This is a genomic window from Pseudomonas sp. LBUM1659 (assembly GCF_059716045.1).
In genome coordinates, this window is the sequence record NZ_CP166797.1 from 4,350,500 (window position 1) to 4,374,470 (window position 23,971).

General features: G+C 59.9%; 22 protein-coding genes and 1 other RNA gene. 15 read left to right on the forward strand and 8 right to left on the reverse strand.

Going from position 1 to position 23,971, the window contains the following annotated elements:
• The first annotated feature begins 174 nt into the window (after window positions 1-174).
• The 14 genes from ccoN (at window position 175) to ACA048_RS19710 (ending at window position 13,021) form a co-directional block, all read left to right on the forward strand.
• Complete coding sequence (ccoN, locus tag ACA048_RS19645; protein WP_497625892.1) at window positions 175-1,617, forward strand: cytochrome-c oxidase, cbb3-type subunit I; 1,443 nt, start codon at window positions 175-177, stop codon at window positions 1,615-1,617.
• Window positions 1,617-2,225: a cytochrome-c oxidase, cbb3-type subunit II gene (gene ccoO, locus ACA048_RS19650; protein ID WP_497625894.1), complete on the forward strand. Its 609-nt coding sequence runs from the start codon at window positions 1,617-1,619 to the stop codon at window positions 2,223-2,225. The genes ccoN and ccoO overlap by 1 nt, the downstream gene beginning before the upstream one ends.
• A gap of 5 nt (window positions 2,226-2,230) precedes the next feature.
• Window positions 2,231-2,416 (forward strand): CcoQ/FixQ family Cbb3-type cytochrome c oxidase assembly chaperone, encoded by a 186-nt coding sequence (locus ACA048_RS19655; protein WP_003175465.1) that lies wholly within the window; start codon window positions 2,231-2,233, stop codon window positions 2,414-2,416.
• Window positions 2,413-3,396 carry a cytochrome-c oxidase, cbb3-type subunit III gene (gene ccoP / locus ACA048_RS19660; RefSeq protein ID WP_497625896.1) on the forward strand — a complete coding sequence of 328 codons (984 nt, stop codon included), beginning with the start codon at window positions 2,413-2,415 and terminating at the stop codon, window positions 3,394-3,396. The genes ACA048_RS19655 and ccoP overlap by 4 nt, the downstream gene beginning before the upstream one ends.
• 176 nt (window positions 3,397-3,572) lie before the next feature.
• The gene (locus ACA048_RS19665) at window positions 3,573-3,827 is read left to right on the forward strand and encodes a type II toxin-antitoxin system Phd/YefM family antitoxin (RefSeq protein WP_497629904.1); all 255 of its coding nucleotides are present in this window, start codon (window positions 3,573-3,575) and stop codon (window positions 3,825-3,827) included.
• Window positions 3,827-4,237, forward strand: coding sequence for a type II toxin-antitoxin system VapC family toxin (locus tag ACA048_RS19670; protein WP_497625898.1), 411 nt, complete (start codon window positions 3,827-3,829; stop codon window positions 4,235-4,237). The genes ACA048_RS19665 and ACA048_RS19670 overlap by 1 nt, the downstream gene beginning before the upstream one ends.
• Before the next feature lie 205 nt (window positions 4,238-4,442).
• On the forward strand, window positions 4,443-5,858 hold the full coding sequence (ccoG, locus tag ACA048_RS19675; RefSeq protein WP_497625900.1) for a cytochrome c oxidase accessory protein CcoG: 1,416 nt from the start codon (window positions 4,443-4,445) through the stop codon (window positions 5,856-5,858).
• An 11-nt stretch (window positions 5,859-5,869) separates the two neighbouring features.
• Window positions 5,870-6,409: a FixH family protein gene (locus ACA048_RS19680; protein ID WP_497625902.1), complete on the forward strand. Its 540-nt coding sequence runs from the start codon at window positions 5,870-5,872 to the stop codon at window positions 6,407-6,409.
• A 147-nt stretch (window positions 6,410-6,556) separates the two neighbouring features.
• On the forward strand, window positions 6,557-9,007 hold the full coding sequence (locus ACA048_RS19685; protein WP_497625903.1) for a heavy metal translocating P-type ATPase: 2,451 nt from the start codon (window positions 6,557-6,559) through the stop codon (window positions 9,005-9,007).
• 25 nt (window positions 9,008-9,032) lie between these two features.
• Entirely contained in the window at window positions 9,033-9,251 is a 219-nt protein-coding gene (gene ccoS, locus ACA048_RS19690; RefSeq protein WP_497625904.1) for a cbb3-type cytochrome oxidase assembly protein CcoS, read from the forward strand.
• On the forward strand, window positions 9,244-9,927 hold the full coding sequence (locus tag ACA048_RS19695) for a sulfite exporter TauE/SafE family protein (RefSeq protein WP_497625906.1): 684 nt from the start codon (window positions 9,244-9,246) through the stop codon (window positions 9,925-9,927). Before ccoS ends, ACA048_RS19695 begins: the two co-directional genes overlap by 8 nt.
• A 192-nt stretch (window positions 9,928-10,119) precedes the next feature.
• Window positions 10,120-11,502, forward strand: a complete 1,383-nt coding sequence (gene hemN, locus ACA048_RS19700) for an oxygen-independent coproporphyrinogen III oxidase (RefSeq protein WP_497629905.1) — start codon at window positions 10,120-10,122, stop codon at window positions 11,500-11,502.
• Window positions 11,503-11,658: 156 nt separating this feature from the next.
• Window positions 11,659-12,393 carry a fumarate/nitrate reduction transcriptional regulator Fnr gene (gene fnr / locus ACA048_RS19705; RefSeq protein WP_223511748.1) on the forward strand — a complete coding sequence of 245 codons (735 nt, stop codon included), beginning with the start codon at window positions 11,659-11,661 and terminating at the stop codon, window positions 12,391-12,393.
• 79 nt (window positions 12,394-12,472) lie between these two features.
• Complete coding sequence (locus ACA048_RS19710) at window positions 12,473-13,021, forward strand: adenine phosphoribosyltransferase (RefSeq protein WP_449644301.1); 549 nt, start codon at window positions 12,473-12,475, stop codon at window positions 13,019-13,021.
• 138 nt (window positions 13,022-13,159) lie between these two features.
• On the opposite strand, the gene ACA048_RS19715 is transcribed toward ACA048_RS19710, so the two are convergent.
• The 5 genes from ACA048_RS19715 to dnaX form a co-directional block, all read right to left on the reverse strand.
• Window positions 13,160-14,308, reverse strand: coding sequence for an acyl-CoA dehydrogenase family protein (locus ACA048_RS19715; RefSeq protein ID WP_497625909.1), 1,149 nt, complete (start codon window positions 14,306-14,308; stop codon window positions 13,160-13,162).
• A gap of 183 nt (window positions 14,309-14,491) precedes the next feature.
• Window positions 14,492-15,094, reverse strand: coding sequence for a recombination mediator RecR (gene recR / locus ACA048_RS19720; protein WP_497625910.1), 603 nt, complete (start codon window positions 15,092-15,094; stop codon window positions 14,492-14,494).
• Window positions 15,095-15,159: 65 nt separating this feature from the next.
• Complete coding sequence (gene curA / locus ACA048_RS19725; RefSeq protein WP_497625911.1) at window positions 15,160-16,194, reverse strand: NADPH-dependent curcumin/dihydrocurcumin reductase; 1,035 nt, start codon at window positions 16,192-16,194, stop codon at window positions 15,160-15,162.
• A 263-nt stretch (window positions 16,195-16,457) separates the two neighbouring features.
• On the reverse strand, window positions 16,458-16,796 hold the full coding sequence (locus ACA048_RS19730) for a YbaB/EbfC family nucleoid-associated protein (RefSeq protein WP_497625912.1): 339 nt from the start codon (window positions 16,794-16,796) through the stop codon (window positions 16,458-16,460).
• A 66-nt stretch (window positions 16,797-16,862) separates the two neighbouring features.
• Window positions 16,863-18,923, reverse strand: coding sequence for a DNA polymerase III subunit gamma/tau (gene dnaX / locus ACA048_RS19735; RefSeq protein WP_497625913.1), 2,061 nt, complete (start codon window positions 18,921-18,923; stop codon window positions 16,863-16,865).
• A 143-nt stretch (window positions 18,924-19,066) separates the two neighbouring features.
• Between dnaX and ACA048_RS19740 the strand changes: the two genes are divergently transcribed.
• Window positions 19,067-19,834, forward strand: a complete 768-nt coding sequence (locus ACA048_RS19740; RefSeq protein ID WP_497625914.1) for a substrate-binding periplasmic protein — start codon at window positions 19,067-19,069, stop codon at window positions 19,832-19,834.
• Between the two features lie 121 nt (window positions 19,835-19,955).
• Here the strand turns inward: ACA048_RS19740 and ffs are convergent.
• From ffs to ligA, 3 genes are all read right to left on the reverse strand, one after another.
• An RNA gene (gene ffs, locus ACA048_RS19745) (signal recognition particle sRNA small type) lies at window positions 19,956-20,052 on the reverse strand.
• 134 nt (window positions 20,053-20,186) lie between these two features.
• A complete protein-coding gene (locus tag ACA048_RS19750; RefSeq protein ID WP_497625915.1) occupies window positions 20,187-21,353 on the reverse strand; it encodes a zinc-binding metallopeptidase family protein in 1,167 nt (388 codons plus the stop codon).
• A 154-nt stretch (window positions 21,354-21,507) separates the two neighbouring features.
• Window positions 21,508-23,865 carry an NAD-dependent DNA ligase LigA gene (gene ligA, locus ACA048_RS19755; protein WP_497625916.1) on the reverse strand — a complete coding sequence of 786 codons (2,358 nt, stop codon included), beginning with the start codon at window positions 23,863-23,865 and terminating at the stop codon, window positions 21,508-21,510.
• Between the last annotated feature and the right edge of the window lie 106 nt (window positions 23,866-23,971).

Consider the following 23,971-nt stretch of genomic DNA (forward strand, 5'->3'; position numbering starts at 1 on the left):
TGCGACATTTTTCCCTTGGGCGATTTTGTCCTTACGCGGCGCATGGAAAGGCCGCAGAATCAGCTTTAGAAAGCCTTGACCGGGGTCAAGGCGCGTTGCAATGACCCCCTGCTTTCTCCATACTTGCGGCCGATTTTTACTCCTAATAAAACACCCAAACCGTGGAACCTTAGAATGAGCACAGCAATCAGTCCGACTGCTTATAACTATAAGGTAGTCCGCCAGTTCGCCATCATGACGGTGGTCTGGGGGATCCTTGGCATGGGGCTCGGTGTCTTCATCGCCTCACAGCTTGTATGGCCGGAATTGAACTTCGGTCTGCCGTGGACGACTTTTGGACGCTTACGCCCGTTGCACACCAACCTGGTGATTTTCGCCTTCGGTGGTTGTGCACTGTTTGCCACTTCTTATTACGTCGTGCAGCGAACCTGCCAAACGCGACTGATTTCCGACAGCCTCGCGGCCTTCCACTTCTGGGGATGGCAAGCGGTGATCGTCGGTGCCGGCATTACTTTGCCGCTGGGCTACACAACCAGCAAGGAATACGCAGAGCTGGAATGGCCTCTGGCTATTTTGCTGGCCATTGTCTGGATCGTTTACGCGCTGGTGTTCTTCGGCACCATCATGAAGCGCAAGACCAAGCACATCTATGTCGGTAACTGGTTCTACGGCGCGTTCATCGTCGTGACCGCGATGCTGCACATCGTCAACCACATGTCGCTGCCGGTCAGCCTGTTCAAGTCCTACTCGGCTTACGCCGGTGCGACTGACGCAATGATCCAGTGGTGGTACGGCCACAACGCCGTAGGCTTCTTCCTGACCACCGGCTTCCTGGGGATGATGTACTACTTCGTTCCGAAGCAGGCCGAGCGTCCGATCTACTCCTATCGCCTGTCTATCGTGCACTTCTGGGCGCTGATCACCCTGTACATCTGGGCCGGCCCGCACCACCTGCACTACACCGCTCTGCCGGACTGGGCTCAGTCGCTGGGCATGGCAATGTCGATCATCCTGCTGGCACCCAGCTGGGGCGGCATGATCAACGGCATGATGACCCTCTCGGGCGCCTGGCATAAGCTGCGCACCGACCCGATCCTGCGCTTCCTGGTCGTGTCGCTGGCGTTCTACGGCATGTCGACCTTCGAAGGCCCGATGATGGCCATCAAGACCGTCAACTCGCTGTCTCACTACACCGACTGGACCATTGGCCACGTACACGCCGGCGCCTTGGGCTGGGTAGCGATGATCTCGATCGGCGCGATCTACCACATGATCCCGAAACTGTTCGGTCGCCCGCAGATGCACAGCGTCGGCCTGATCAACACGCACTTCTGGCTCGCGACCATCGGTACCGTTCTGTACATCGCTTCGATGTGGGTCAACGGCATCACCCAGGGTCTGATGTGGCGTGCAATCAACGATGACGGCACCCTCACCTACTCGTTCGTCGAAGCGCTGCAAGCCAGCCACCCTGGTTTCATCGTTCGCGCCCTGGGCGGTGCGTTCTTTGCCAGCGGCATGCTGTTCATGGCCTACAACGTATGGCGGACCGTACGCGCCTCGAACCCGGCAGAGGCCAAAGCCGCCGAACAGATCGCTGTAGTTGGAGCTCACTGATGAAGCATGAAACAGTCGAGAAGAATATTGGCCTGCTGGCCTTCTTCATGGTTATCGCCGTCAGCATCGGCGGCCTGACCCAGATCGTTCCGCTGTTTTTCCAGGACGTCACCAACAAGCCGGTCGAAGGCATGAAGCCGCGCCCCGCCCTTGAACTGGAAGGCCGCGATATCTACATCGCCAACGGTTGTGTCGGCTGCCACTCGCAGATGATCCGCCCGTTCCGTGCTGAAACCGAACGTTACGGCCACTACTCGGTCGCCGGTGAAAGTGTCTGGGACCACCCGTTCCTCTGGGGTTCCAAGCGTACCGGTCCGGACCTGGCCCGTGTTGGCGGTCGTTACTCCGATGACTGGCAGCGTGCGCATTTGTACAACCCGCGCAACGTGGTGCCTGAGTCGGTAATGCCGGCTTACCCGTTCCTCGTGGAAAACAAGCTCGACGGCAAAGACACCGCCAAGAAAATGGAAGTTTTGCGCGCGCTCGGCGTCCCTTACACCGACGAAGACATCGCCGGTGCCAAGGATGCTGTGAAGGGCAAAACCGAAATGGACGCGCTGGTGGCCTACCTGCAAGGCCTGGGCACCATCATCAAAAGCAAACGGTGATTTAGATGGATATCGGGATGATTCGTGGCCTGGGCACCGTTGTTGTGATGGTGGCCTTCATCGGTCTGGCGTTGTGGGTGTTCAGCCCCAAGCGCAAGTCGGAGTTTGAAGACGCGACCTTGCTGCCTTTCGCGGATGATCCCGAAGCCATCAAGCACGTCGAGCAAGCTTCTAGGAGTAACAAAGAATGACTACGTTCTGGAGTCTGTACGTCACAGTCCTCACTCTTGGCACCATCTTCGCCATGGGCTGGCTGCTGCTGTCTACCCGTAAGGGTCAGCGCATCGAGCAGACGGAAGATACGGTTGGACACTCCTTCGACGGGATCGAGGAGTACGACAACCCACTGCCAAAATGGTGGTTCATGCTGTTCGTGGGCACCATCATCTTCGCATTGGGCTATCTGGTGTTGTACCCGGGCCTGGGCAACTGGAAAGGCTTGCTGCCGGGTTACAACTACCTCGATACCGAGAAGCAGACCGCGTTCGCCAACGGCCAGACCGGCTGGACCGGCGTTCACGAGTGGGAAAAGGAAATGGCCAAGTCGGACGCCAAGTTCGGCCCGATCTTCGCCAAGTTCGCTTCCATGCCGATCGAAGAAGTCGCCAAAGACCCGCAAGCCCTGAAGATGGGTGGCCGTCTGTTTGCCTCCAACTGCTCGGTCTGCCACGGTTCCGACGCCAAGGGCGCTTACGGTTTCCCTAACCTGACTGACGCTGATTGGCGTTGGGGCGGCGAAGCACAAACCATCAAGACCACCATCATGGGCGGCCGCCATGCGGTCATGCCGGCATGGGCTGAAGTGATTGGCGAGCAAGGCGTTTCCGACGTTGCAGCGTTTGTACTGACCAACCTCGATGGCCGCAAACTGCCGGAAGGCGCCAAGGCTGACCCGGTTGCCGGCCAGAAGCTGTTCGCTGCCAACTGCGTGGCCTGCCACGGTCCGGAAGGCAAAGGTACGCCAGCGATGGGCGCACCGAACCTGACTCACCCGAGTGCGTTCATCTACGGTTCGAGCTTCGCTCAACTGCAGCAGACCATCCGTTACGGCCGTCAGGGCCAGATGCCTGCGCAAGAACAGCTGCAAGGCAACGACAAGGTTCACCTGCTGGCCGCTTACGTCTACAGCCTCTCTCAAGGTGAGAAAGCACCGGCGGCAGACGCCCAGTAAGGCACACGCTTAAGGCAACAAAAAAACGGCCCCGCCAATGAAGATTGGCGGGGCCGTTTTATTTCAATCGCATTAATACAGCGACCGATGGTAGCGCTCTGCATCCCTTCTGAGGTGGCCTGACAACCTGCCGAGTAGTAACGTTTCTACAAAGCACTTTCAGGAGGGCGCACATGATGGCCATCACCACCATTTCCAGCCGTGAATTCAATCAGGACACAAGTAGTGCCAAAAAAGCCACGCTTCAGGGGCCGGTTATCATCACCGACCGTGGCAGACCTGCCCACGTACTGCTAAGCATTGAGGAGTACCAAAAACTGACCGGCATCAACGCAAACATTGTCGACCTGTTGGTGATGCCGGAAGCGGCAGACATCGAGTTCGACACCGAGCGTACCGTCATCAATCATCGACCCGTGGACCTGTCCTGATGTTCTTGCTCGACACCAACGTAATATCGGAACTACGCAAACCCCAGGCAGACGCAAACGTCGTCGCCTGGGCCAAAAGTATCATCGCCCCACGAATGTTTATTTCAGCCATTACCTTGAAGGAACTGGAGACCGGGGTCCTGCGAATGGAGCGGCGCGATCCCGTCCAGGGAAAGGTATTGCGCACCTGGCTAAAGCGACACGTGATACCGGCCTTCGATGCCAGAATCCTGCCGATCGATGCCGCCGTGGCATTGCGCTGTGCCAGCCTGCATGTTCCGGACCGCGCCAACGAAAGCGATACCCTGATCGCTGCGACGGCACTCGTTCACGGGCTTACAGTGGTCACCCGTAACACCAGCGCCTTTCAATCCAGCGGTGTTGCGCTGATCAACCCATGGGACGAATGAACCCGCCGCCCTGCAAAACCGTCCATAATTCACAAGTCAATTGATACAAGTCATTACACCGTCAGTTGATTTCCACCAACGTGACCAAAGGTCGCACCCTTGCGCTAGAGCTTCAGGCGTATCATTGCGCCACTGCAACACCCTTTTTTGACCGCGGTTGGCATGTACTGACCGGGGCAATTTTCCACTGCCGTGGGATGCAACGATGAGCAACCAGATTCCGGTACACGACGTCACTCCGCCCGCCAAAGACGCAAACAAAAGCGTCGACCTCTACGCCTCTCGAGAAAAGATCTACACCCGCGCTTTCACGGGCCTGTTCCGCAATCTGCGAATGATGGGCGGCGCCTTTTTGTTTCTGTTGTATTTCGGCACGGTCTGGTTGAACTGGGGCGGTCATCAAGCCGTCTGGTGGAACCTGCCGGAGCGTAAATTCTTTATTTTTGGTGCAACGTTCTGGCCTCAGGATTTTATCCTGCTGTCGGGGATTTTGATTATCAGTGCCTTTGGCCTGTTCTTCATTACGGTGTACGCCGGTCGCGTCTGGTGTGGTTATACCTGCCCGCAAAGCGTCTGGACGTGGATTTTCATGTGGTGCGAAAAAGTCACCGAAGGCGACCGCAACCAACGCATCAAGCTCGATAAAGCGCCGATGAGCGCCAACAAATTGCTGCGTAAATTCAGCAAGCATTCGATGTGGTTGTTGATCGGTTTTGTGACTGGCCTGACCTTCGTCGGCTATTTCTCGCCGATCCGCGAACTGGTGTTCGACTTCTTCACCGGCGAAGCGGATGGCTGGTCGTATTTCTGGGTTGGTTTCTTCACCCTCGCCACCTACGGCAACGCCGGCTGGTTGCGTGAGCAGGTGTGCATTTACATGTGCCCGTACGCTCGTTTCCAGAGCGTGATGTTCGACAAGGACACGCTGATCGTCTCCTACGATCCACGTCGTGGCGAGTCCCGTGGCCCGCGCAAGAAAGGCATCGACTACAAGGCACAAGGCCTGGGCGACTGCATCGATTGCACCATGTGCGTCCAGGTCTGCCCGACCGGCATCGACATCCGCGACGGCCTGCAAATCGAGTGCATCGGGTGCGCCGCCTGTATCGACGCCTGCGATGCCATCATGGACAAGATGGACTACCCGCGCGGCCTGATCAGCTACACCACCGAGCACAACCTGTCCGGGCAAAAAACCCATAAACTGCGCCCGCGCCTGATTGGCTATGCCGTGGTGCTGCTGGCGATGATTTCGTTGTTGATCACCGCGTTCTTCATGCGTTCGCTGGTCGGTTTCGACGTCAGTAAAGACCGCGTGCTGTATCGCGAGAATGCCGAAGGCCGGATCGAAAACGTCTACAGCTTGAAAATCATGAACAAAGACCAGCGCGACCACACCTATGTGCTGGAGGCCACCGGTTTGCCAGACCTCAAGCTGCAAGGCAAGCGCGAGATCAAAGTAGCCGCCGGGGAAATTTTCAGCCAGCCGGTGGAGCTGTCCAGCGCACCGGAAAAACTGCCATCGAGCACCAACGAGGTGAAATTCATCCTCAAGGATGCCGATGACGACAGCATTCACGTTGAAGCCAAGAGCCGATTCATCGGCCCACAAATTCGTTGAGAGAAGTGATCATGCCCGCAGCATCTGCCGCAAGTCCCTGGTACAAGCACCTTTGGCCGTGGATCATCATCGGGATTCTGGCCTGTTCGGTGACCCTGACCTTGTCCATGGTGACCATCGCGGTGAATAACCCGGACAACCTGGTGAATGACAACTACTACGAGGCTGGCAAAGGCATCAACCGCTCACTTGACCGTGAATTGCTGGCCCAGACCCTGCAACTGCGCGCCAGTGTTCATCTGGATGGCGTAACCGGCGAAGTCGACCTGCACCTGAGCGGCAACAGCCAGCCGAAAACCCTCGAGCTGAACCTGATCTCGCCGACGCAGCCGGAGAAGGATCGCAAAATCACCCTCGCCCACAGTGATACAGAACAGGGCCGCTACATTGGTCAACTGAGCGACAAGATCGAAGGCCGGCGCTTTGTAGAGCTGCTGGGGGTCGAGGGTGACAAGACCTGGCGCATGTTCGAAGAAGAACCGGTCAGCCATGACAAAGACCTGCTACTGGGCGATGAACCGCTGCGAGGCGCCGAAGACCTGAAAAAGTAAGCCTTACCCTGATCGTTCCCGCGCTCTGCGTGGGAACGCAGCCAGGGGACGCTCCGCGTCCCAGCCGAAGCGGACGTGGAGCGTCCGGGGAGGCATTCCCACGCAGAGCGTGGGAACGATCATCGAACAACACCCTGTGAAAACCCCATGACCACTCCAACCCCCTGCTACCACTGCGCCCTGCCCGTCCCGGCCGGCAGCCGCTTCACCGCTGCGGTCCTGGGTGATACCCGCGAGTTTTGCTGCCCGGGTTGCCAGGCGGTGGCCGAAGCTATCGTGGCGGGTGGGCTGGAAAGCTATTACCAGCATCGCAGCGAGTCATCGGCCAACCCCGAAGCCTTGCCGGTGCAGTTGGTGGACGAACTGGCGCTGTATGACCGCGCCGACGTTCAGGCACCGTTCGTGCGCCACGACGGCGACCTCGCCGAAACCACCCTGTTGATGGAAGGCATCAGCTGCGCCGCGTGCGGCTGGTTGATCGAGAAACACCTGCGCGGTTTGCCAGCGGTGGCCGAAGCGCGCCTCAACCTGTCCAATCATCGCTTGCACGTACGCTGGGCCGACGCGCAATTGCCGTTGAGCCAAGTCCTCAGTGAGTTGCGCCATATCGGTTACGCCGCCCACCCTTATCAAGCAGACCGCGCCAGCGAACAACTGGCCAGCGAAAACCGTCTGGCCCTGCGTCAACTCGGTGTCGCCGGGCTGCTATGGTTCCAGGCGATGATGGCGACCATGGCCACCTGGCCGGAATTCAACATCGACCTCAGCCCCGAAATGCACACTATTCTGCGCTGGGTCGCGCTGTTTCTGACCACACCGATTGTGTTCTACAGTTGCGCACCTTTTTTCAAAGGCGCAATGCGCGACCTGCGCACCCGCCACCTGACCATGGACGTTTCGGTCTCACTGGCGATTGGCAGCGCCTACCTCGCCGGGATCTGGACTTCGATCAGCGGCGTCGGTGAACTGTATTTTGATGCGGTCGGGATGTTTGCGCTGTTTCTGCTCGCCGGCCGCTATCTGGAACGCCGAGCCCGCGAGCGCACCGCCGCCGCTACCGCACAACTGGTCAACCTGCTGCCCGCTTCATGCCTGCGCCTGAGCACTGATGGCCAAAGCGAACGGATCCTGCTCAGCGAGTTACGTGTGGGCGATCAGGTGCTGGTTCACCCTGGTGCGATTCTGCCGGCGGACGGCAAGATTCTCGATGGCCAGTCGAGCATCGACGAGTCGCTGCTGACCGGCGAATACCTGCCGCAACCGCGAACGCCCGGCGATGCGGTGACCGCCGGCACACTGAACGTTGAAGGGGCGTTGACGGTGCAAGTGTTGGCACTGGGCCAGGACACGCGACTGTCCGCCATTGTCCGCCTGCTGGACCGCGCGCAAGCCGAAAAGCCGCGCCTGGCGGAAATCGCCGACCGTGCCGCGCAGTGGTTTTTGCTGTTGTCGTTGATTGCCGCTGCTGCCATTGGCCTGTTGTGGTGGGAACTCGACTCATCGCGAGCCTTCTGGATTGTGCTGGCCATGCTCGTCGCCACCTGCCCGTGCGCTTTGTCCCTCGCGACGCCAACCGCGCTGACCGCCGCCACCGGCACGCTGCACAAACTCGGTCTGTTGCTGACGCGCGGTCATGTGCTGGAAGGCCTGAACCAGATCGACACGGTGATCTTCGACAAAACCGGAACCCTCACTGAAGGTCGTCTGGCGTTGCGTTCAATCCGCCCCCTTGGCGCACTCGACAGTGACCGCTGCCTGAGCTTGGCTGCTGCGCTGGAAAACCGCTCTGAACACCCGATCGCCCGCGCCTTTGGCCGCGCGCCACTGGCCGCCGAAGAAGTCCACAGCACGCCGGGGTTGGGTCTTGAAGGCCTGGTCGGCGGCCAACGATTGCGAATTGGCCAGCCAGGTTTTGTCTGCGAACTCAGTGGGGCAGCCGTGCCCTTGATGCCTGATGAAGCGGGCCAATGGTTGCTGCTCGGCGACAGTCAGGGGCCTCTGGCGTGGTTTGTCCTCGATGACCGTTTGCGCGCCGATGCCCCGGCGTTGCTGCAAGCCTGCAAGGCGCGGGGCTGGCGAACACTGCTGCTGTCCGGCGACAGCTCGCCGATGGTCGCCAGCGTCGCCGCCGAGTTGGACATCGACGAGGCCCGTGGCGGTTTACGTCCGGACGATAAACTGCAGGTCCTGCAACAACTGCACAAGGAAGGCCGCAAGGTGTTGATGCTCGGTGACGGGGTCAACGACGTGCCGGTGCTGGCCGCTGCCGACATCAGCGTGGCGATGGGCTCGGCCACCGATCTGGCGAAAACCAGCGCCGATGCCGTGTTACTGTCCAACCGCCTCGACGCGCTGGTGCAAGCCTTCAGTTTGGCGCGGCGAACCCGTCGGATTATCATCGAGAACCTGCTGTGGGCCGGGTTGTACAATGGCCTCATGTTGCCGTTCGCTGCCCTGGGCTGGATTACGCCCGTCTGGGCCGCTGTCGGCATGTCGATCAGTTCGTTGACCGTGGTGCTGAACGCCCTGCGCCTGACTCGCCTGCCGAGCATGCCGGCCGCCTCTGCCACGCCAGAAACCCGCCCGCTGCCGGCCTGAGCCGGCGCGGGCATGGAGTCCACCCATGCCAGCTCTATACGTGATGATCCCGGCCGCATTGCTGCTCGTGGCCATCGCTGTCTACATCTTCTTCTGGGCAGTAGACAGCGGTCAGTACGACGACCTCGACGGCCCGGCCCACAGCATTCTGTTTGACGATCAGGACCCGGCCCACACAGCAGCGGTCGACGAAGCCAGCGGCCATCCGGCCAAGCCGGATGACAAGGCGCCGCCTCATGCTTGAATTGGCGCCACTGCTAGTGTCTGCGGTAATTCTCGGCTTGCTCGGGGGCGGCCATTGCCTGGGCATGTGCGGCGGTTTGATGGGCGCGCTGACCCTGGCGATTCCCAAGGAACAACGCAGCCGGCGCTTTCGACTGCTACTGGCTTACAACCTGGGAAGAATCCTCAGCTATGCCACGGCCGGTCTGCTGATCGGCCTGGCGGGCTGGGCCGTGGCCAACAGCCCGGCAGCCATGTTTATGCGGGTCATCGCCGGTTTGCTGCTGATCACCATGGGCCTGTACCTCGCCGGCTGGTGGAGCGGCCTGACCCGCATCGAAAGCCTGGGTCGCGGCCTGTGGCGGCATATCCAGCCGGTCGCCAACACATTGCTGCCGGTGTCGAGCCTGCCCCGCGCCTTGCTGCTGGGTGCGCTTTGGGGCTGGCTGCCGTGTGGGTTGGTTTACAGCACGTTGTTGTGGTCGGCCAGCCAGGGCAATGCATTGGACAGTGCGCTGTTGATGCTCGCCTTCGGACTAGGCACCTGGCCAGTGCTGCTCGCCACGGGTCTGGCGGCTGAGCGGGTGACGGCGCTGTTACGCAAACGCAGCGTGCGCATGGCTGGTGGGTTGCTGGTGATGCTGTTCGGCATCTGGACCTTGCCGGGGCCGCATCAGCATTGGCTTATGGGGCATTAGATCGACGCCCCCCCTATCGCGAGCAGGCTCCACAGGGGTTTTGTGTGGGAGCGAGCCGGCTCCGGGCGGCGTTCCGACGATGAGGTTGCACCGAACACGCAGATCTTGACCTTGACACAAATCAACATGCCCCACCGTCCCGCCCCCTAGACTCGCAGACACTGCCAGCCTATCCGGGGGAATGCCCGCATGATGCTCGACGCCATTCGTTGGGACACCGATCTGATCCGCCGTTATGACCTGGCGGGACCGCGTTACACCTCTTACCCGACCGCGATGCAATTCAACAGTCAGGTCGGCTCGTTCGACCTGTTCCACGCGCTGCGCGACAGCCGCAAGGCCATGCGCCCGTTGTCGCTGTACGTGCACGTGCCGTTTTGCGCGAACATTTGCTACTACTGTGCCTGCCACAAAGTGATCACCAAGGACCGTGGCCGTGCCCTGCCCTACTTGCAGCGCCTTGAGCAGGAAATTCAGCTGATCGCCTGTCACCTCGACCCGGCGCAGAAGGTCGAGCAATTGCACTTCGGCGGCGGCACCCCGACGTTTCTCAGCCACGATGAACTGCGCCAGTTGATGGCTCAATTACGCAAAAGCTTCAACTTGCTGGACGACGACTCCGGCGACTACGGCATCGAAATCGATCCTCGCGAAGCCGATTGGTCGACCATGGGTTTGTTGCGCGAATTGGGCTTCAACCGCGTCAGCATTGGCCTGCAAGACCTCGACCCGGCGGTGCAACGGGCGGTCAATCGCCTGCAAAGCCTGGAAGAAACCCGTGCCGTGATCGACGCCGCCCGGACCCTGCAATTTCGTTCGATCAACATCGATCTGATCTATGGCTTGCCCAGGCAGACGCCCGAAAACTTCGCCCGCACGGTCGATGAAGTCATCAGCCTGCAACCGGATCGGCTCTCGGTGTTCAATTACGCGCACTTGCCGGAACGCTTCATGCCGCAGCGACGCATCAACAGCGACGAACTGCCAACGCCAGCGCAGAAGCTGGAAATGCTCCAGCGCACCATCGAACAACTGACCGCGGCCGGCTACCGCTACATCGGCATGGACCACTTTGCCCTGCCCGACGACGAACTGGCGATTGCCCAGGAAGAATCGACCCTGCAACGCAACTTTCAGGGCTACACCACCCACGGGCATTGCGATTTGATCGGTTTGGGGGTGTCAGCCATCAGCCAGATAGGTGATCTGTACTGCCAGAACACCACCGACCTGGCTCAATACCAGAACGCCCTGGACGCGGCTCAACTGGCCACGAGCCGAGGCCTGGTGTGTAACGCCGATGACCGATTGCGACGGGCGGTGATACAGCAGCTGATCTGTAATTTCAGCCTGGAATTCGTCGAGATCGAAGAGGCTTTCAACATCGACTTTCGCGGTTACTTCGGCCAACTGTGGCCGCAGCTTCAGACCATGGCCAATGACGACTTGATCACGCTCGACAACGATCAAATCACCGTTCTGCCGGCCGGTCGTTTGCTGGTGCGGTCGGTGTGCATGGTATTTGATGCCTATCTGCAACAGCTCAACCACCAACGGTTTTCCCGGGTGATCTAACGTTTCATCGTCATGGAGGCGGATTTCAACACTCGCACAAGACAGCCAAACACCACCGTATATCGTGACAGGACAATATCTGCACAAACTGGCCCGAACGCCCTCCCCTGGGTTACCCTTACGTCTTATGTGTGTTTTCCCACAAGGATTGAAGAAATGTCCGAGCCAGTCAAACTGCGCGCTCATAACCAGGCACATTGCAAGGATTGCAGCCTCGCCCCCTTGTGTTTACCGCTGTCTCTGAACCTGGAAGACATGGATGCGCTGGACGACATCGTCAAACGTGGCCGCCCGCTGAAAAAAGGCGAGTTCCTGTTTCGCCAGGGCGACACCTTCGATTGCGTCTACGCAGTACGCTCCGGCGCCCTCAAGACGTTCAGCCTGAGCGACAGTGGTGAAGAGCAACTCACCGGCTTCCACCTGCCGAGTGAACTGGTCGGCCTGTCGGGCATGGACACCGAAAAGCATCCCGTGTCGGCGCAAGCGCTGGAAACGACCTCGGTGTGCGAAATCCCTTTCGACCGCCTCGACGAACTGGCCCTGCAACTGCCGCAACTGCGCCGCCAGTTGATGCGCGTCATGAGCCGCGAGATTCGTGAAGATCAACAAATGATGTTGCTGCTGTCGAAAAAAACCGCCGACGAGCGCATTGCCACGTTCCTGGTCAACCTGTCAGCACGTTTTCGCGCACGCGGCTTCTCGGCCAACCAGTTCCGCCTGAGCATGTCGCGCAACGAAATCGGCAATTACCTGGGGCTGGCGGTCGAAACCGTGTCCCGGGTCTTCACCCGATTCCAGCAAAACGAATTGATCGCTGCCGAAGGCAAGGAAATCCATATCCTCGACCCGATCCAGCTCTGCGCGTTGGCTGGCGGCTCTGTCGAAGGCTGATTGCAACCATTGCGGCTGAGCGAAACCGTTCAGCCGCCGTTATACTGCGACGTTTGCAGCCTGCCAGGATTCTTCGACTATGGCCTTCGACTCCTTCGACATCAAATCCCTGATCCGCCCCGTGATCGACTTTCCCAAGCCAGGCGTGATCTTTCGTGACATCACCCCGTTGTTCCAATCGCCCACGGCCCTGCGCCTGGTGATGGACAGCTTTGCCCATCGCTACGTCGAAGCCGATTTCACCCACATCGGGGCGATGGATGCCCGTGGCTTCCTGATCGGTTCGGTGCTGGCGTATCAGTTGAACAAGCCGCTGGTGCTGTTCCGCAAGCAAGGCAAACTGCCGGCCGACGTGTTGGCCGAGGGTTACGCGACCGAGTACGGCGAAGCGTTCCTCGAAGTGCATGCCGACAGCCTGTGCGAAGGCGATTCGGTGGTGATGTTCGATGACCTGATCGCTACGGGCGGCACGCTGATTGCGGCGGCGAACCTGATTCGGCGCATGGGGGCGCGGGTTCATGAAGCGGCGGCGATTATTGACCTGCCGGAGTTGGGCGGGTCGCAGCGGCTGGAAGACATGGGGATTCCGACGTTCTGCCTGACGCAGTTTGCGTTATCCGATAAGTAAGGCGGCGTCTGTACTGACGCCATCGCGGGCAAGCCCGGCTCCCACAGTGATCTATGTCGTATACGCGATTTGTGTCCGGCGGCAGCCCCCTGTGGGAGCCGAGCTTGCTCGCGATGACGTCAGCCGCTACACCGCCAATTAAAGCCCCATCTGCTTACTGATAATCTCGTTCATCACTTCCCGCGTCCCGCCACCAATCGACAGAATCCGGTTATCCCTGTACAGCCGCTCTACCAGGCTTTCGCGCATGTAACCCAATCCCCCCAAGATCTGCACCGCGTCGTTAACGATCCGGTCCGCCGTGTCGGTGGCAAAGTTCTTGGCCATCGAAATTTCCTTGATCACACTCTGCCCCGCCGCCATTTTCGCCGCTTGGCGATAAGTAAATTCCCGGGACACTTCCAGCGCTGTCGCCATCTCGGCGAGGCGGTGTTTGAGCACCTGGAACTTGCCGATGGGTTTACCGAAGGCTTCACGCTGGCGCGCCCATTTCAGGCTCTCCTCCAGCGCAAGCTGCGCGGTCATGTTAGCCATCAGCGCCAGCGCCAGCCGCTCACCCTGAAAGTTGCCCATGATGCAGGCGAAGCCCATGTTTTCTGCGCCGATCAGATTGCCGACTGGCACCCGGCAATCGTCAAAAAACAATTCGGCTGTGTCCGACGCCCACCAGCCCATTTTTTTCAACTGACGGCCGACTGTGAAACCGGGCGTGCCCTTCTCGATCAACAACAGGCTGATGCCGCCAAAACCCGGCTCGCCGGTGCGCACCGCAACGGTGTAGAAATCGGCACGAACGCCGCTGGTGATAAAGGTTTTGCTACCGCTGACCCGGTAGAAGTCGCCGTCACGCACGGCACGGGTTTGCAGGTTGGCGACGTCGGACCCGCCGCTGGGTTCGGTGACGGCCAGGGCGCTGATCTTCTCGCCGGACAACACCTGTGGCACGACACGATCGCGGATTTCGGGCTTGGCCCACTTGAGTATGGGTGGCAGGCCGATGTCCAGCGAACCGAGACCGGCCACGAGTCCGCCAGAGCCACAGCGCATCAGCTCTTCGCTGGCGGCGACCTTGGCGAACAGATCACCTTGGTGACTGCCACCCAGCGCTTCGGGGTAACCAATGCCCAGAATCCCGGCGGCACCGGCCTTGAGATAGAGCTCACGGGGAAAGCTTTCAGCTTCCTCCCACTGATCAATGTCCGGGAGAATTTCACGCTCGACGAAACGTCTGACGCTGTCGCGGACCAATTGGTGGCTGGGATCGAAGTATTCCTGAAAGGCAGGCATCGGCGAACTCCACTGAAGGTTCAGCGACGTTAACCGAGCGCTTGCTTGGTTTTCAACAGGATTGTGTGAATCAGGGAGACCGAGGCGCGCCCTTCGCGAGCAAGCCCGCTCCCACATTTGATCTCCAGCGAATACAAATCAAATGTGGGAGCGGGCTTGCTCGCGAAGGCATCAGTTCAAGCGCTACAAGGCAATAGGCTTACGCCCGGCAAACGAATGCGCCAGCGTCCCGCCATCCACCAGCTCCAGCTCACCCCCCAACGGCACGCCATGGGCAATGCGCGAGGCAACCAGACCTTTATTGCTGAGCAGCTGCGCGATGTAATGCGCCGTCGCCTCACCTTCCACGGTCGGGTTGGTCGCGAGAATGACTTCAGTGAACGTGCCCGCCTCTTCGATCCGAGTCATCAGTTGCGGGATACCAATCGCCTCAGGCCCGAGCCCATCAAGCGGCGACAAATGCCCCTTGAGCACAAAGTAACGACCACGAAACCCGGTCTGCTCCACCGCATAGACATCCATCGGCCCTTCCACCACACACAACAAGGTGTCGTCGCGACGGGTATCCGCGCACTGCGGGCAAAGGTCGTCTTCGGTCAGCGTGCGGCACAACCGGCAGTGACCCACCCCTTCCATGGCCTGGCTCAAGGCCGACGCCAGTCGCGAACCACCGCTGCGATCACGTTCAAGCAGTTGCAGCGCCATGCGCTGGGCGGTTTTCTGACCTACACCCGGCAAAATTCGCAGGGCATCGATCAGTTGGCGAATCAAAGGGCTGAAGCTCATGGGGAAACGTCCGACAAAACAACGAGACGCGGTTTATACCCGCGCCTCTCTTTAGCGTCAAATACTCAGTCTTGCGCGACCCGCACCACCAGTTTGCCGAAGTTACGCCCTTCCAGCAGACCGATGAACGCTTCGGGCGCCTGCTCCAGGCCATCGACCACGTCTTCGCGGAACTTCACCTTGCCGTCGCGGACCCACGGCGCCATGGCACTGACGAACTCCGGCTGACGGTCACCGTAGTCGTCGAACACGATGAAGCCCTGAATCCGCACGCGTTTGGTCAAAAGCGTCCGTTGCAATTGCGGCAGGCGATCCGGGCCGGTCGGTGCTTCGTGGGCGTTGTAGGAAGCGATCAGGCCGCACAGCGGAATCCGCGCCCTGGCATTGAGCAGCGGCACTACTGCGTCGAACACCTTGCCGCCGACGTTCTCGTAGTAAATGTCGATACCGTTGGAGCACGCCTGCGCCAACTCATCGGCAAAGTTCGGGCTCTTGTGGTCAACGCATGCATCAAAGCCTAATTCGTCGACGACATAACGGCATTTTTCCGCACCACCGGCTACACCGACCACGCGCAGGCCCTTGATCTTCGCCACCTGCCCGACCACCGAACCCACCGCGCCGGACGCCGCCGCGACCACCAGGGTTTCACCGGCCTTTGGCTGACCGATGTCCATCAGGCCCATATAGGCCGTCATGCCCGGCATACCCAGTACACCCAAGGCCATCGACGGGCTTGGCAGCCCGGACGGTACCGGGATGATGTTGCGACCGTCGCTGAGGCTGTGGCTCTGCCAGCCGGTGGAACCGACGACCACATCACCTTCCTGGAATTTTGGATTCAACGAGCGTTCGACCCGACTGACAGCGCCGCCGGTCATGACCTCGCCAATTTCGACGGGGGCGGCGTAGGACGGCGCATCACTCATGCGCCCCCGCATGTACGGGTCAAGCGACAGGTAAAGGGTCTTGAGCAGGACCTGGCCGTCAGCGAGGTCCGGCAGCGCTTCCCTTTCCAGGCGGAAATTCTCCGGCGTCGGCGCGCCTACCGGGCGGGACGCCAGGACGATACGTTGGTTGAGGGTCAATGCTTGTGGCATGTGAGCGTCTCCTTTTATCGAGAATTGGGCGGTATAGGGGAGCAGACCTTTGTGGCGGTGTCGGGTTCGATGTTTCGTCAGCTGTACTGAGGCGACTTCATCGCTGGCAAGCCAGGCTCCTACAGCGATCACCTGAATCCTGTGGGAGCCTGGCTTGCCAGCGATGGCGACCTCAAGGCATCACACTTGTAACAGGCAAAAACAAAAATGCCAGGCGCGATGCCTGGCATTTTTTTGTAGCTCATCCGACGCGCTTTAGCGAATCAGAATGGCAGTTTCATGCCCGGCGGCAGTTGCATGCCAGCGGTCATGCTGCCCATTTTGTCCTGGCTGTTGGCTTCGATCTTGCGCACGGCATCGTTGACGGCGGCGGCGACGACGGCCTCCAGCATCTCTTTGTCGTCTTCGCTCAGGCCTTCAACCAGGCTCGGGTCAATGGTCACGCTCTTGACGTCGTGACGACCGGTCATCACCACGGTGACCATATCGCCACCCGCTTTACCGATGACTTCGGCGTTGGCCAGCTCTTCCTGCATCTTGGCCATTTTTTCCTGCATCTGCTGTGCCTGCTTCATCAGGCCGGCCATGCCACCTTTCATCATGGGAATCACCTCAAAAGTACTTGGATTAAACAGCGTCCGGCCCTTTTGACCGAACGCCTTCAGTTATTAGCCCTGACTGACCAGAGCGTCGACAGGTTCAATAGTATCGTTACGGATCACCGCACCGAACTGTTGCATCATTTGCTGGATGAACGGATCGCCGTGGATCGACTCTTCCGCCTCGCGCTGACGGTTGGCACGGCGTCGGGATGCAGCCTGGGCCGGGGTCTCCTGCTCGGGCTTGATCAGCTCCATGCTCAGGGTCAGTGTGCGCCCGTGAAACTGGTTCAGCGCATCGTTGAGGCGACGCTGCTGGGTCGCGTTGAACAAGGCGCTGTGGGCCGGGTCCAGGTGCATCAGCCAGTGATCGCCCTCGACGGAAATCAGTGTGCAGTTGGCGGCGATGCTGCCCGTCATGCCGGAGATTGGCAGTTTCGGGAACAGCTCCAGCCATTGCGCCGCCAGACCGGTGGCCGGCATCGCAGCCGGTTCCGGTTCGGGCTCCGGCGCGGGTTCGGCGGCATGTTCGCTGGCCAGTTCATCGAGGTAACTGTAGGCCGAATCCATGTCTGGCTCGATGTAGTCCTCATCCAGCGGCGGTTCGTCGTCCTGGTCCATGCCCGGCGTGGCGGCATCGACGTCGGCAACGGACGGTTCCGGGATCGGCGCAGCAGCCCATTCCGGCGCATCCGGTACCGCGCTGTCCGGCGTTGGCAACGGCATTGGCGGCAATTCGGGCTGCTCGCCAGCGGTTTCCAGTACTGGCTCGACGGCGGGTTGCTGCACGATTTCGGGCGTGACCGGGTCATTCCACGGCAGGTCGACAACTTCCTCGACCGCTACGGGCTCAACCACAGGTTCAGACACGACAACGGGTGCCACCGGTTCAGGTTCCGGTGCGGGAACTGGAACTGGAGCAGGTGCAACTACCGCAGCGACTACCGGCGTAACAACTGGCGCGGCAGCCACTGAATTGGCGGAATCAACTGTGGCCTGGCTGATCCCCACTGGCTTTAGCGGTTGCCTCGGGGCGTCCGCGGTGTCTGCCGGGCGGAAGGCGAGCATCCGCAGCAGCACCATTTCAAAACCACCACGCGGGTCCGGTGCCAGCGGCAAATCACGACGGCCGATCAGGCCCATCTGGTAATAAAACTGCACGTCTTCGGCCGGCAACGCCTGGGCCAGCGCCAGCACCCGGTCACGGTCGCCGTGACCGTTGTCGACGCCTTCAGGCAAGGCCTGGGCGATGGCGACTCGGTGCAGCACGTTGAGAATTTCCGAGAGTACGCCGTTCCAGTCCGGGCCTTGTTCGGCCAGATGACGGACACCTTCGAGCAACGCTTTGGCATCACCTTCAATCAACGCATGCAGAACGTCGTAGACCTGACCGTGATCCAGCGTACCGAGCATCGCCCGCACGTCGGCAGCCATGACCTTGCCTTCACCGAAGGCGATGGCCTGGTCGGTGAGACTCATGGCGTCGCGCATCGAGCCATCGGCGGCACGACCCAGCAGCCACAGCGCGTCGTCTTCGAACGGCACGTTCTCGACCCCCAGCACGTGGGTCAAATGCTCGACCACACGTTCCGGGGTCATGTTCTTCAGGGAAAATTGCAGGCACCGCGACAGAATGGTTGCAGGAAGTTTCTGCGGGTCGGTCGTCGCCAGGATGAACTTGACGTAGGGTGGCGGCTCTTCGAGGGTTTTCAACAGCGCATTGAAGGAATGGCTGGAGAGCATGTGCACTTCGTCGATCAGGTAGACCTTGAAGCGACCGCGGCTCGGGGCGTACTGCACGTTGTCGAGCAGCTCGCGGGTGTCCTCGACCTTGGTCCGGCTCGCGGCGTCGATCTCGATCAGGTCGACAAAGCGCCCCTCATCGATTTCGCGGCACACCGAGCACTCACCGCACGGCGTCGAAGTGATACCTGTTTCACAGTTCAGGCATTTGGCGATGATGCGCGCGATGGTAGTCTTGCCGACCCCGCGCGTACCGGTAAACAGGTAGGCGTGGTGCAACCGCTGGCTGTCCAAGGCATTGATCAGAGCCTTGAGCACATGGGTCTGGCCGACCATTTCGCGGAACGAGCGCGGACGCCATTTACGTGCAAGAACCTGATAACTCATCGAAAACCGTCGCAACGAAGGAACAGAAGCGGCTAATGCTAGCGGAGCAAGGGCAAAATTGCATCCGGTGTGCTCGTCTAATCTGGCTAAGCTGCACTTTCGGGGCTTTAATCGGCTCGGGTTTCAGAGGTACCGGAGCGTTTATGCGTTGTGCCTTGGGGGCATTGCTATGGATAAGCCTGAACGTCGCCGCTGCCGAAGCGCCGTTGCGTTTTGTCGTGCCCGACAGTTGGGCGATGCCGATGGTGCAATTGGATCACGGCCGCCCGACCCAAGGCATTCTGTATGACGTAATGCTCAGTCTCGCCACCCAGGTCGGTGTGCCAGCCGAATTTCATGTACTGCCCCGGGCGCGGGTGCAAAACGCCATGGAACACGGCGAGGTCGATGTGCGTTGCTATGCCGCCCAGTCCTGGCTACCCAATCAGTCCGGTGACTACTTCTGGAGCATTCCGCTATGGCGTCAGCACGACGTGCTGATCGGTCTGCCAGAATCGCCAGACTCGATAACGCCAGCCAATTTGCCTCGGCAACCTGTCGGCACGGTGCTCGGCTATAGCTATCCGACGCTGCAACCCTTGTTCGATGCCAACCGCCTGCACCGCGAAGATGCACGCAATCAGGAACAAGTGCTGGAAAAACTCCACGCAGGGCGCTATCGCTATGCCGCGGGCAATCAATGGACACTGGACTGGTTCAATCAGCGTCTGCTGGGCGACAGGCAATTGAAAGCCGTGGCGGTGTTGCAGGAACAGAATGTCGGCTGCTACGTGCGCAACGACCCCAAGGTGCCGGTGCAGCGCATTCTGCGCACGTTGTTGCGGATGAAAATGTCGGGGGAGATTGATGACATTGTTAGCCTGTATATCGGCAATGAGTCATCCAACGTGGCGGTGAGCAAGGCTTATTGATGTTCGTTCTGAAAATCGGAAACGACGAAAAACCACCCTGGAGATAATCCATGGCAGAACGATAAAACGGTATTTTCAGATAGATACGCGCGAGAGGGTTCGCGCTGCGTTATGGAGGCAACCCCACCAGCCACACCCCGGCACACAATGTCACCGCTGCGGCTGCTCCCTTCCAGGCCTGACCGGGTTCACGGTTGATCGTTGCGGGGGGACCGATGGGGTCACCATAACGACGCTCACCTGACGGCGAGCCGCGCCATTGTACCTATCTGAGTCGAAGTTACAACCGTTGGCGCGGATTAAAAAATATGAGCGGCTTCAAGGACATGCAAAGTCTTCGGTACACCGCAGTCTACAGGTCCTGCAACACCTCATCCGCCCTGCCGCCTTCTTGCTGGATCACCAGGTGAATGAAGTGCAGCTTGGCGATCACGGCTGGCGGCAGGACGAACGGATAGAAATCCGGCTGTCCCATGCTGCGTGACAGTTCATTGAGCATCCCCGCCAGTTCGATCCACGCCTTGACGAACGCCAGAAACGCCGCGCCGCCCGGATGCTGCGGATCGTAGAGCGTGCTCGACGGAAATGGCAGGCAATCGAAATCCATTTCCCGCGCACTCATGCCAAACCCGAGAGCGGTGTCCACCGCATCCATCATGTGCAGGTAATGCGCCCAGGTTTCCGCCCAGTCTTCCCACGGGTGCATGGTCGCGTAGGCGCTGACGCACTGCTGTTGCCAGTCGAGCGGCGCGCCTTGCTGGTAATGCCGTTCCAGCGCCTCTGCGTAACTGGAGCGCTCGTCACCGAACAGTCCGCGGAACGGTTCCAGCCAATGGCTGTTGGCGATCAGCCGGTCCCAGTAGTAATGCCCGACCTCATGACGAAAATGCCCGAGCAACGTGCGATAGGGCTCGTGCATCTGCACCCGGACCTGCTCGCGGTGCGCGTCATCGGCTTCTTTGATGTCGAGAGTGATCAGGCCATTCGCGTGACCGGTGGTTGGTGATTTGCCTTCGAGGTCGATACCGATGAAATCAAACGCCAGACCGGTTTCTTCGTCGACGGTTTTTGGAATCACCTGCAAACCCAGGCTGACCAACTGCGCGACGAGACGCCGCTTGGCCGTTTCCACCTTGCACCAGCGGTCGTGGTTTTCCGGAATCGACAGGTCAGGGATGGTGTGATTCAGGCTACAGGCGATGCAGAGCGCATCGTGGTCATTGGCCGGGAGCAGCCAGTTGCACGCGGCCGGGGAATCGAGGTTGGCGCAACGGCGGAACACACCGGCTGGCGGGTCGACATCGAGCCGCCAGGTATCTGCCTGCACACCCGGTTGCAGCGACGACAAGCGACTCTGTTCGGGTTGATAACCCAGCGCCGCGGAACAGGCCAGGCACTGGCTGTTGCGAAAGAACAGCGACTGCCCGCAGCGGCATTGCCAGACCTTGCTGTTGCGCGAGCTTTCAGCGATGAAGGGCGCGGCGATGCGCGAGCTGAGCTGTTCGAAGAAGCGGTACATGGCGATCTCTCCCTGGGGCTTGCCAAGACTAGATCATTCTCCGGTGAAGATCGTTCCCACCTCTTGTGAGAAGACTGAGATCGCCTTCGCTGGCAAGCCAGCTCCTACAAGGATCGCGTAAACCCTGTAGGAGCTGGCTTGCCAGCGAAGGACATCACACCGAAATATCGTGCTTACGCAGAAATTCGACAAACGCTTCCTCATCAAGCACTTTCAACCCCAGCTCATTAGCCTTGGCCAACTTGGAACCAGCCCCCGGCCCCGCCACCACGCAATGGGTCTTGGCTGACACCGAACCCGCCACCTTGGCACCCAGGCTTTCGAGTTTGTCCTTGGCGATGTCGCGGCTCATCAATTCCAGCGAACCGGTCAGCACCCAGGTCTGCCCTGCCAGTGGCAAGCCTTCGACGACTTTTTTCTCGCTCTGCCAGTGCATGCCAAAATCGCGCAGCTGCTTCTCGGCAGCCTCGGCGAGCTGGCGATTGTCCTCGACCGCAAAAAACTCGCGAACCGAATTGGCCTGTTTCTCCGGCAGCGCCTGACGCATGTCCAGCCAATCGGCGTTCATCACCGCTTCAAGCGAACCAAACTTGTCCGCCAGCTTCTGCGCACCACCCGGCCCTACCGAAGGGATGTGCAGTTTGTCGAGGAGTCCGCCCAGCGTGGTGCTTGCAGCAAATTCGGCGCCAAGCTCGCCTTGATCCTGAATCTGCAAGCCGTGCTTGAGCAGTTCTTCGATCACTTGCTGGTTATGCGCATCTTCAAAGAAGCTGTGGATCTCGTGAGCCACTTCCAGACCAACGTCCGGCAAGTAGGTGAGCACGTGCGGCAATGCCTGCTGAACCCGCTCCAATGAGCCTAGAGAGCGCGCCAGCACCTTGGCCGTCTCTTCGCCGACATCGGGAATCCCAAGGGCATAGATAAACCGCGCCAGGCTCGGCTTTTTGCTGTCTTCGATGGCACTCAGCAGCTTGTTGCTCGACACCTCGGCAAACCCTTCCAGATCGACAATGTCGTCGAACTTCAGGGCATACAAGTCAGCCGGCGAACTCACCAAACCTTCGTCGACCAACTGCTCGACGCTCTTGTCCCCCAGGCCCTCGATATCCATCGCGCGACGGGAAACGAAGTGAATGATCGCCTGCTTGAGCTGCGCACCACACGCCAGACGACCGACACAACGGTACACCGCGCCCTCGCTGACGGTCTCGCGACCTTTGCTGCGCTTGACCAGTTGCGTGCGCTCGACCTGCGAACCGCACACTGGGCACTGCTCGGGAATCTGTACCGGGCGAGCATCTTCCGGTCGGCGCTCAAGCACCACTTGCACCACTTGGGGAATCACGTCACCCGCGCGACGGATGATCACCGTATCGCCGATCATCAGGCCCAGACGAGCAACCTCATCCATGTTGTGCAAGGTCGCATTGGCCACGGTGACACCGGCCACCTTGACCGGTTTCAAACGCGCCACCGGCGTGACGGCGCCGGTACGACCGACCTGGAACTCGACGTCGAGCAGCTCGGTGAGTTCTTCCATGGCCGGGAATTTGTGCGCGATCGCCCAGCGCGGCTCACGAGCGCGGAAACCCAGTTCCCGCTGGGAGGCGATGCTGTTGACCTTGAACACCACGCCGTCGATTTCGTACGCCAGCCCATTACGACGCTCACCGATGTCGCGGTAGTAATCCAGGCATTCGTCGATGCCGTGCGCCAGCTTCAGTTCATGACTGATCGGCATGCCCCACACCTGGAGCTGCTTGAGATTACCAATGTGCGTGTCGGCAATGTCCGCCGAAATCTGGCCGATGCCGTAGCAGCAGAATTCCAGCGGGCGGTTGGCGGTTATCTTTGAATCCAGTTGGCGCAAGCTGCCGGCTGCCGCATTACGCGGGTTGGCGAAGGTCTTGCCGCCGACTTCCAGCTGCGTGGCATTGAGCCGTTCGAAACCGGCTTTGGACATGAACACTTCGCCGCGCACTTCCAGGGTCGCGGGCCAGCCAGTGCCGTGCAGCTTGAGCGGGATGTTGCGCACGGTGCGCACGTTGACGCTGATGTCTTCGCCAGTGGTGCCGTCGCCGCGCGTGGCGCCGCGTACCAGCACGCCGTCCTGATACATCAGGCTGACCGCCAGGCCATCGAGCTTGGGTTCGCAGCTGTATTCCACCGCCGCACCGCCTCCGAACAGATCACCGGCCGGCAAATCCAGGCCTTCCGTCACCCGGCGATCGAACTCGCGCATGTCGGTTTCTTCGAAGGCGTTGCCGAGGCTGAGCATCGGTACTTCGTGACGCACCTGAGTGAATGCCGACAACGCCGCGCTGCCCACGCGCTGGGTCGGCGAATCGCTGGTGATCAGTTCGGGGTTAGCCGCTTCAAGGGCCTTGAGCTCGTGGAACAAACGGTCGTATTCGGCGTCCGGGATGCTTGGTTCATCCAGTACGTGATAACGATAGTTGTGCTGATCCAGCTCAGCGCGCAGCTCTAGAATGCGGTTTTTGGCGGCGGTCATGGGTGTTCTCTCATAAAGCAAAAGAGCAGCCGAGGCTGCTCAATCTGTTAAATCATTGTAGGAGCACGGCTTGCCGGCGATGGCTTCTTTGAGATCGCCATCGCGA

Bases quoted from the DNA above. Each gene is read 5' to 3' on its own strand.
- hemN (WP_497629905.1), top strand. From the start codon at position 10,120: ATGCTCGACGCCATTCGTTGGGACACCGATCTGATCCGCCGTTATGAC.
- ccoN (WP_497625892.1), top strand. From the start codon at position 175: ATGAGCACAGCAATCAGTCCGACTGCTTATAACTATAAGGTAGTCCGC.
- ACA048_RS19670 (WP_497625898.1), top strand. From the start codon at position 3,827: ATGTTCTTGCTCGACACCAACGTAATATCGGAACTACGCAAACCCCAG.
- ccoG (WP_497625900.1), top strand. From the start codon at position 4,443: ATGAGCAACCAGATTCCGGTACACGACGTCACTCCGCCCGCCAAAGAC.
- curA (WP_497625911.1), bottom strand. From the start codon at position 16,194: ATGCCACAAGCATTGACCCTCAACCAACGTATCGTCCTGGCGTCCCGC.
- ACA048_RS19750 (WP_497625915.1), bottom strand. From the start codon at position 21,353: ATGTACCGCTTCTTCGAACAGCTCAGCTCGCGCATCGCCGCGCCCTTC.
- ccoO (WP_497625894.1), top strand. From the start codon at position 1,617: ATGAAGCATGAAACAGTCGAGAAGAATATTGGCCTGCTGGCCTTCTTC.
- dnaX (WP_497625913.1), bottom strand. From the start codon at position 18,923: ATGAGTTATCAGGTTCTTGCACGTAAATGGCGTCCGCGCTCGTTCCGC.
- recR (WP_497625910.1), bottom strand. From the start codon at position 15,094: ATGAGCTTCAGCCCTTTGATTCGCCAACTGATCGATGCCCTGCGAATT.
- ACA048_RS19695 (WP_497625906.1), top strand. From the start codon at position 9,244: ATGCTTGAATTGGCGCCACTGCTAGTGTCTGCGGTAATTCTCGGCTTG.
- ligA (WP_497625916.1), bottom strand. From the start codon at position 23,865: ATGACCGCCGCCAAAAACCGCATTCTAGAGCTGCGCGCTGAGCTGGAT.
- ACA048_RS19685 (WP_497625903.1), top strand. From the start codon at position 6,557: ATGACCACTCCAACCCCCTGCTACCACTGCGCCCTGCCCGTCCCGGCC.
- ACA048_RS19665 (WP_497629904.1), top strand. From the start codon at position 3,573: ATGGCCATCACCACCATTTCCAGCCGTGAATTCAATCAGGACACAAGT.
- ACA048_RS19680 (WP_497625902.1), top strand. From the start codon at position 5,870: ATGCCCGCAGCATCTGCCGCAAGTCCCTGGTACAAGCACCTTTGGCCG.
- ACA048_RS19710 (WP_449644301.1), top strand. From the start codon at position 12,473: ATGGCCTTCGACTCCTTCGACATCAAATCCCTGATCCGCCCCGTGATC.
- ccoP (WP_497625896.1), top strand. From the start codon at position 2,413: ATGACTACGTTCTGGAGTCTGTACGTCACAGTCCTCACTCTTGGCACC.
- ACA048_RS19655 (WP_003175465.1), top strand. From the start codon at position 2,231: ATGGATATCGGGATGATTCGTGGCCTGGGCACCGTTGTTGTGATGGTG.
- fnr (WP_223511748.1), top strand. From the start codon at position 11,659: ATGTCCGAGCCAGTCAAACTGCGCGCTCATAACCAGGCACATTGCAAG.
- ccoS (WP_497625904.1), top strand. From the start codon at position 9,033: ATGCCAGCTCTATACGTGATGATCCCGGCCGCATTGCTGCTCGTGGCC.
- ACA048_RS19715 (WP_497625909.1), bottom strand. From the start codon at position 14,308: ATGCCTGCCTTTCAGGAATACTTCGATCCCAGCCACCAATTGGTCCGC.
- ACA048_RS19730 (WP_497625912.1), bottom strand. From the start codon at position 16,796: ATGATGAAAGGTGGCATGGCCGGCCTGATGAAGCAGGCACAGCAGATG.
- ACA048_RS19740 (WP_497625914.1), top strand. From the start codon at position 19,067: ATGCGTTGTGCCTTGGGGGCATTGCTATGGATAAGCCTGAACGTCGCC.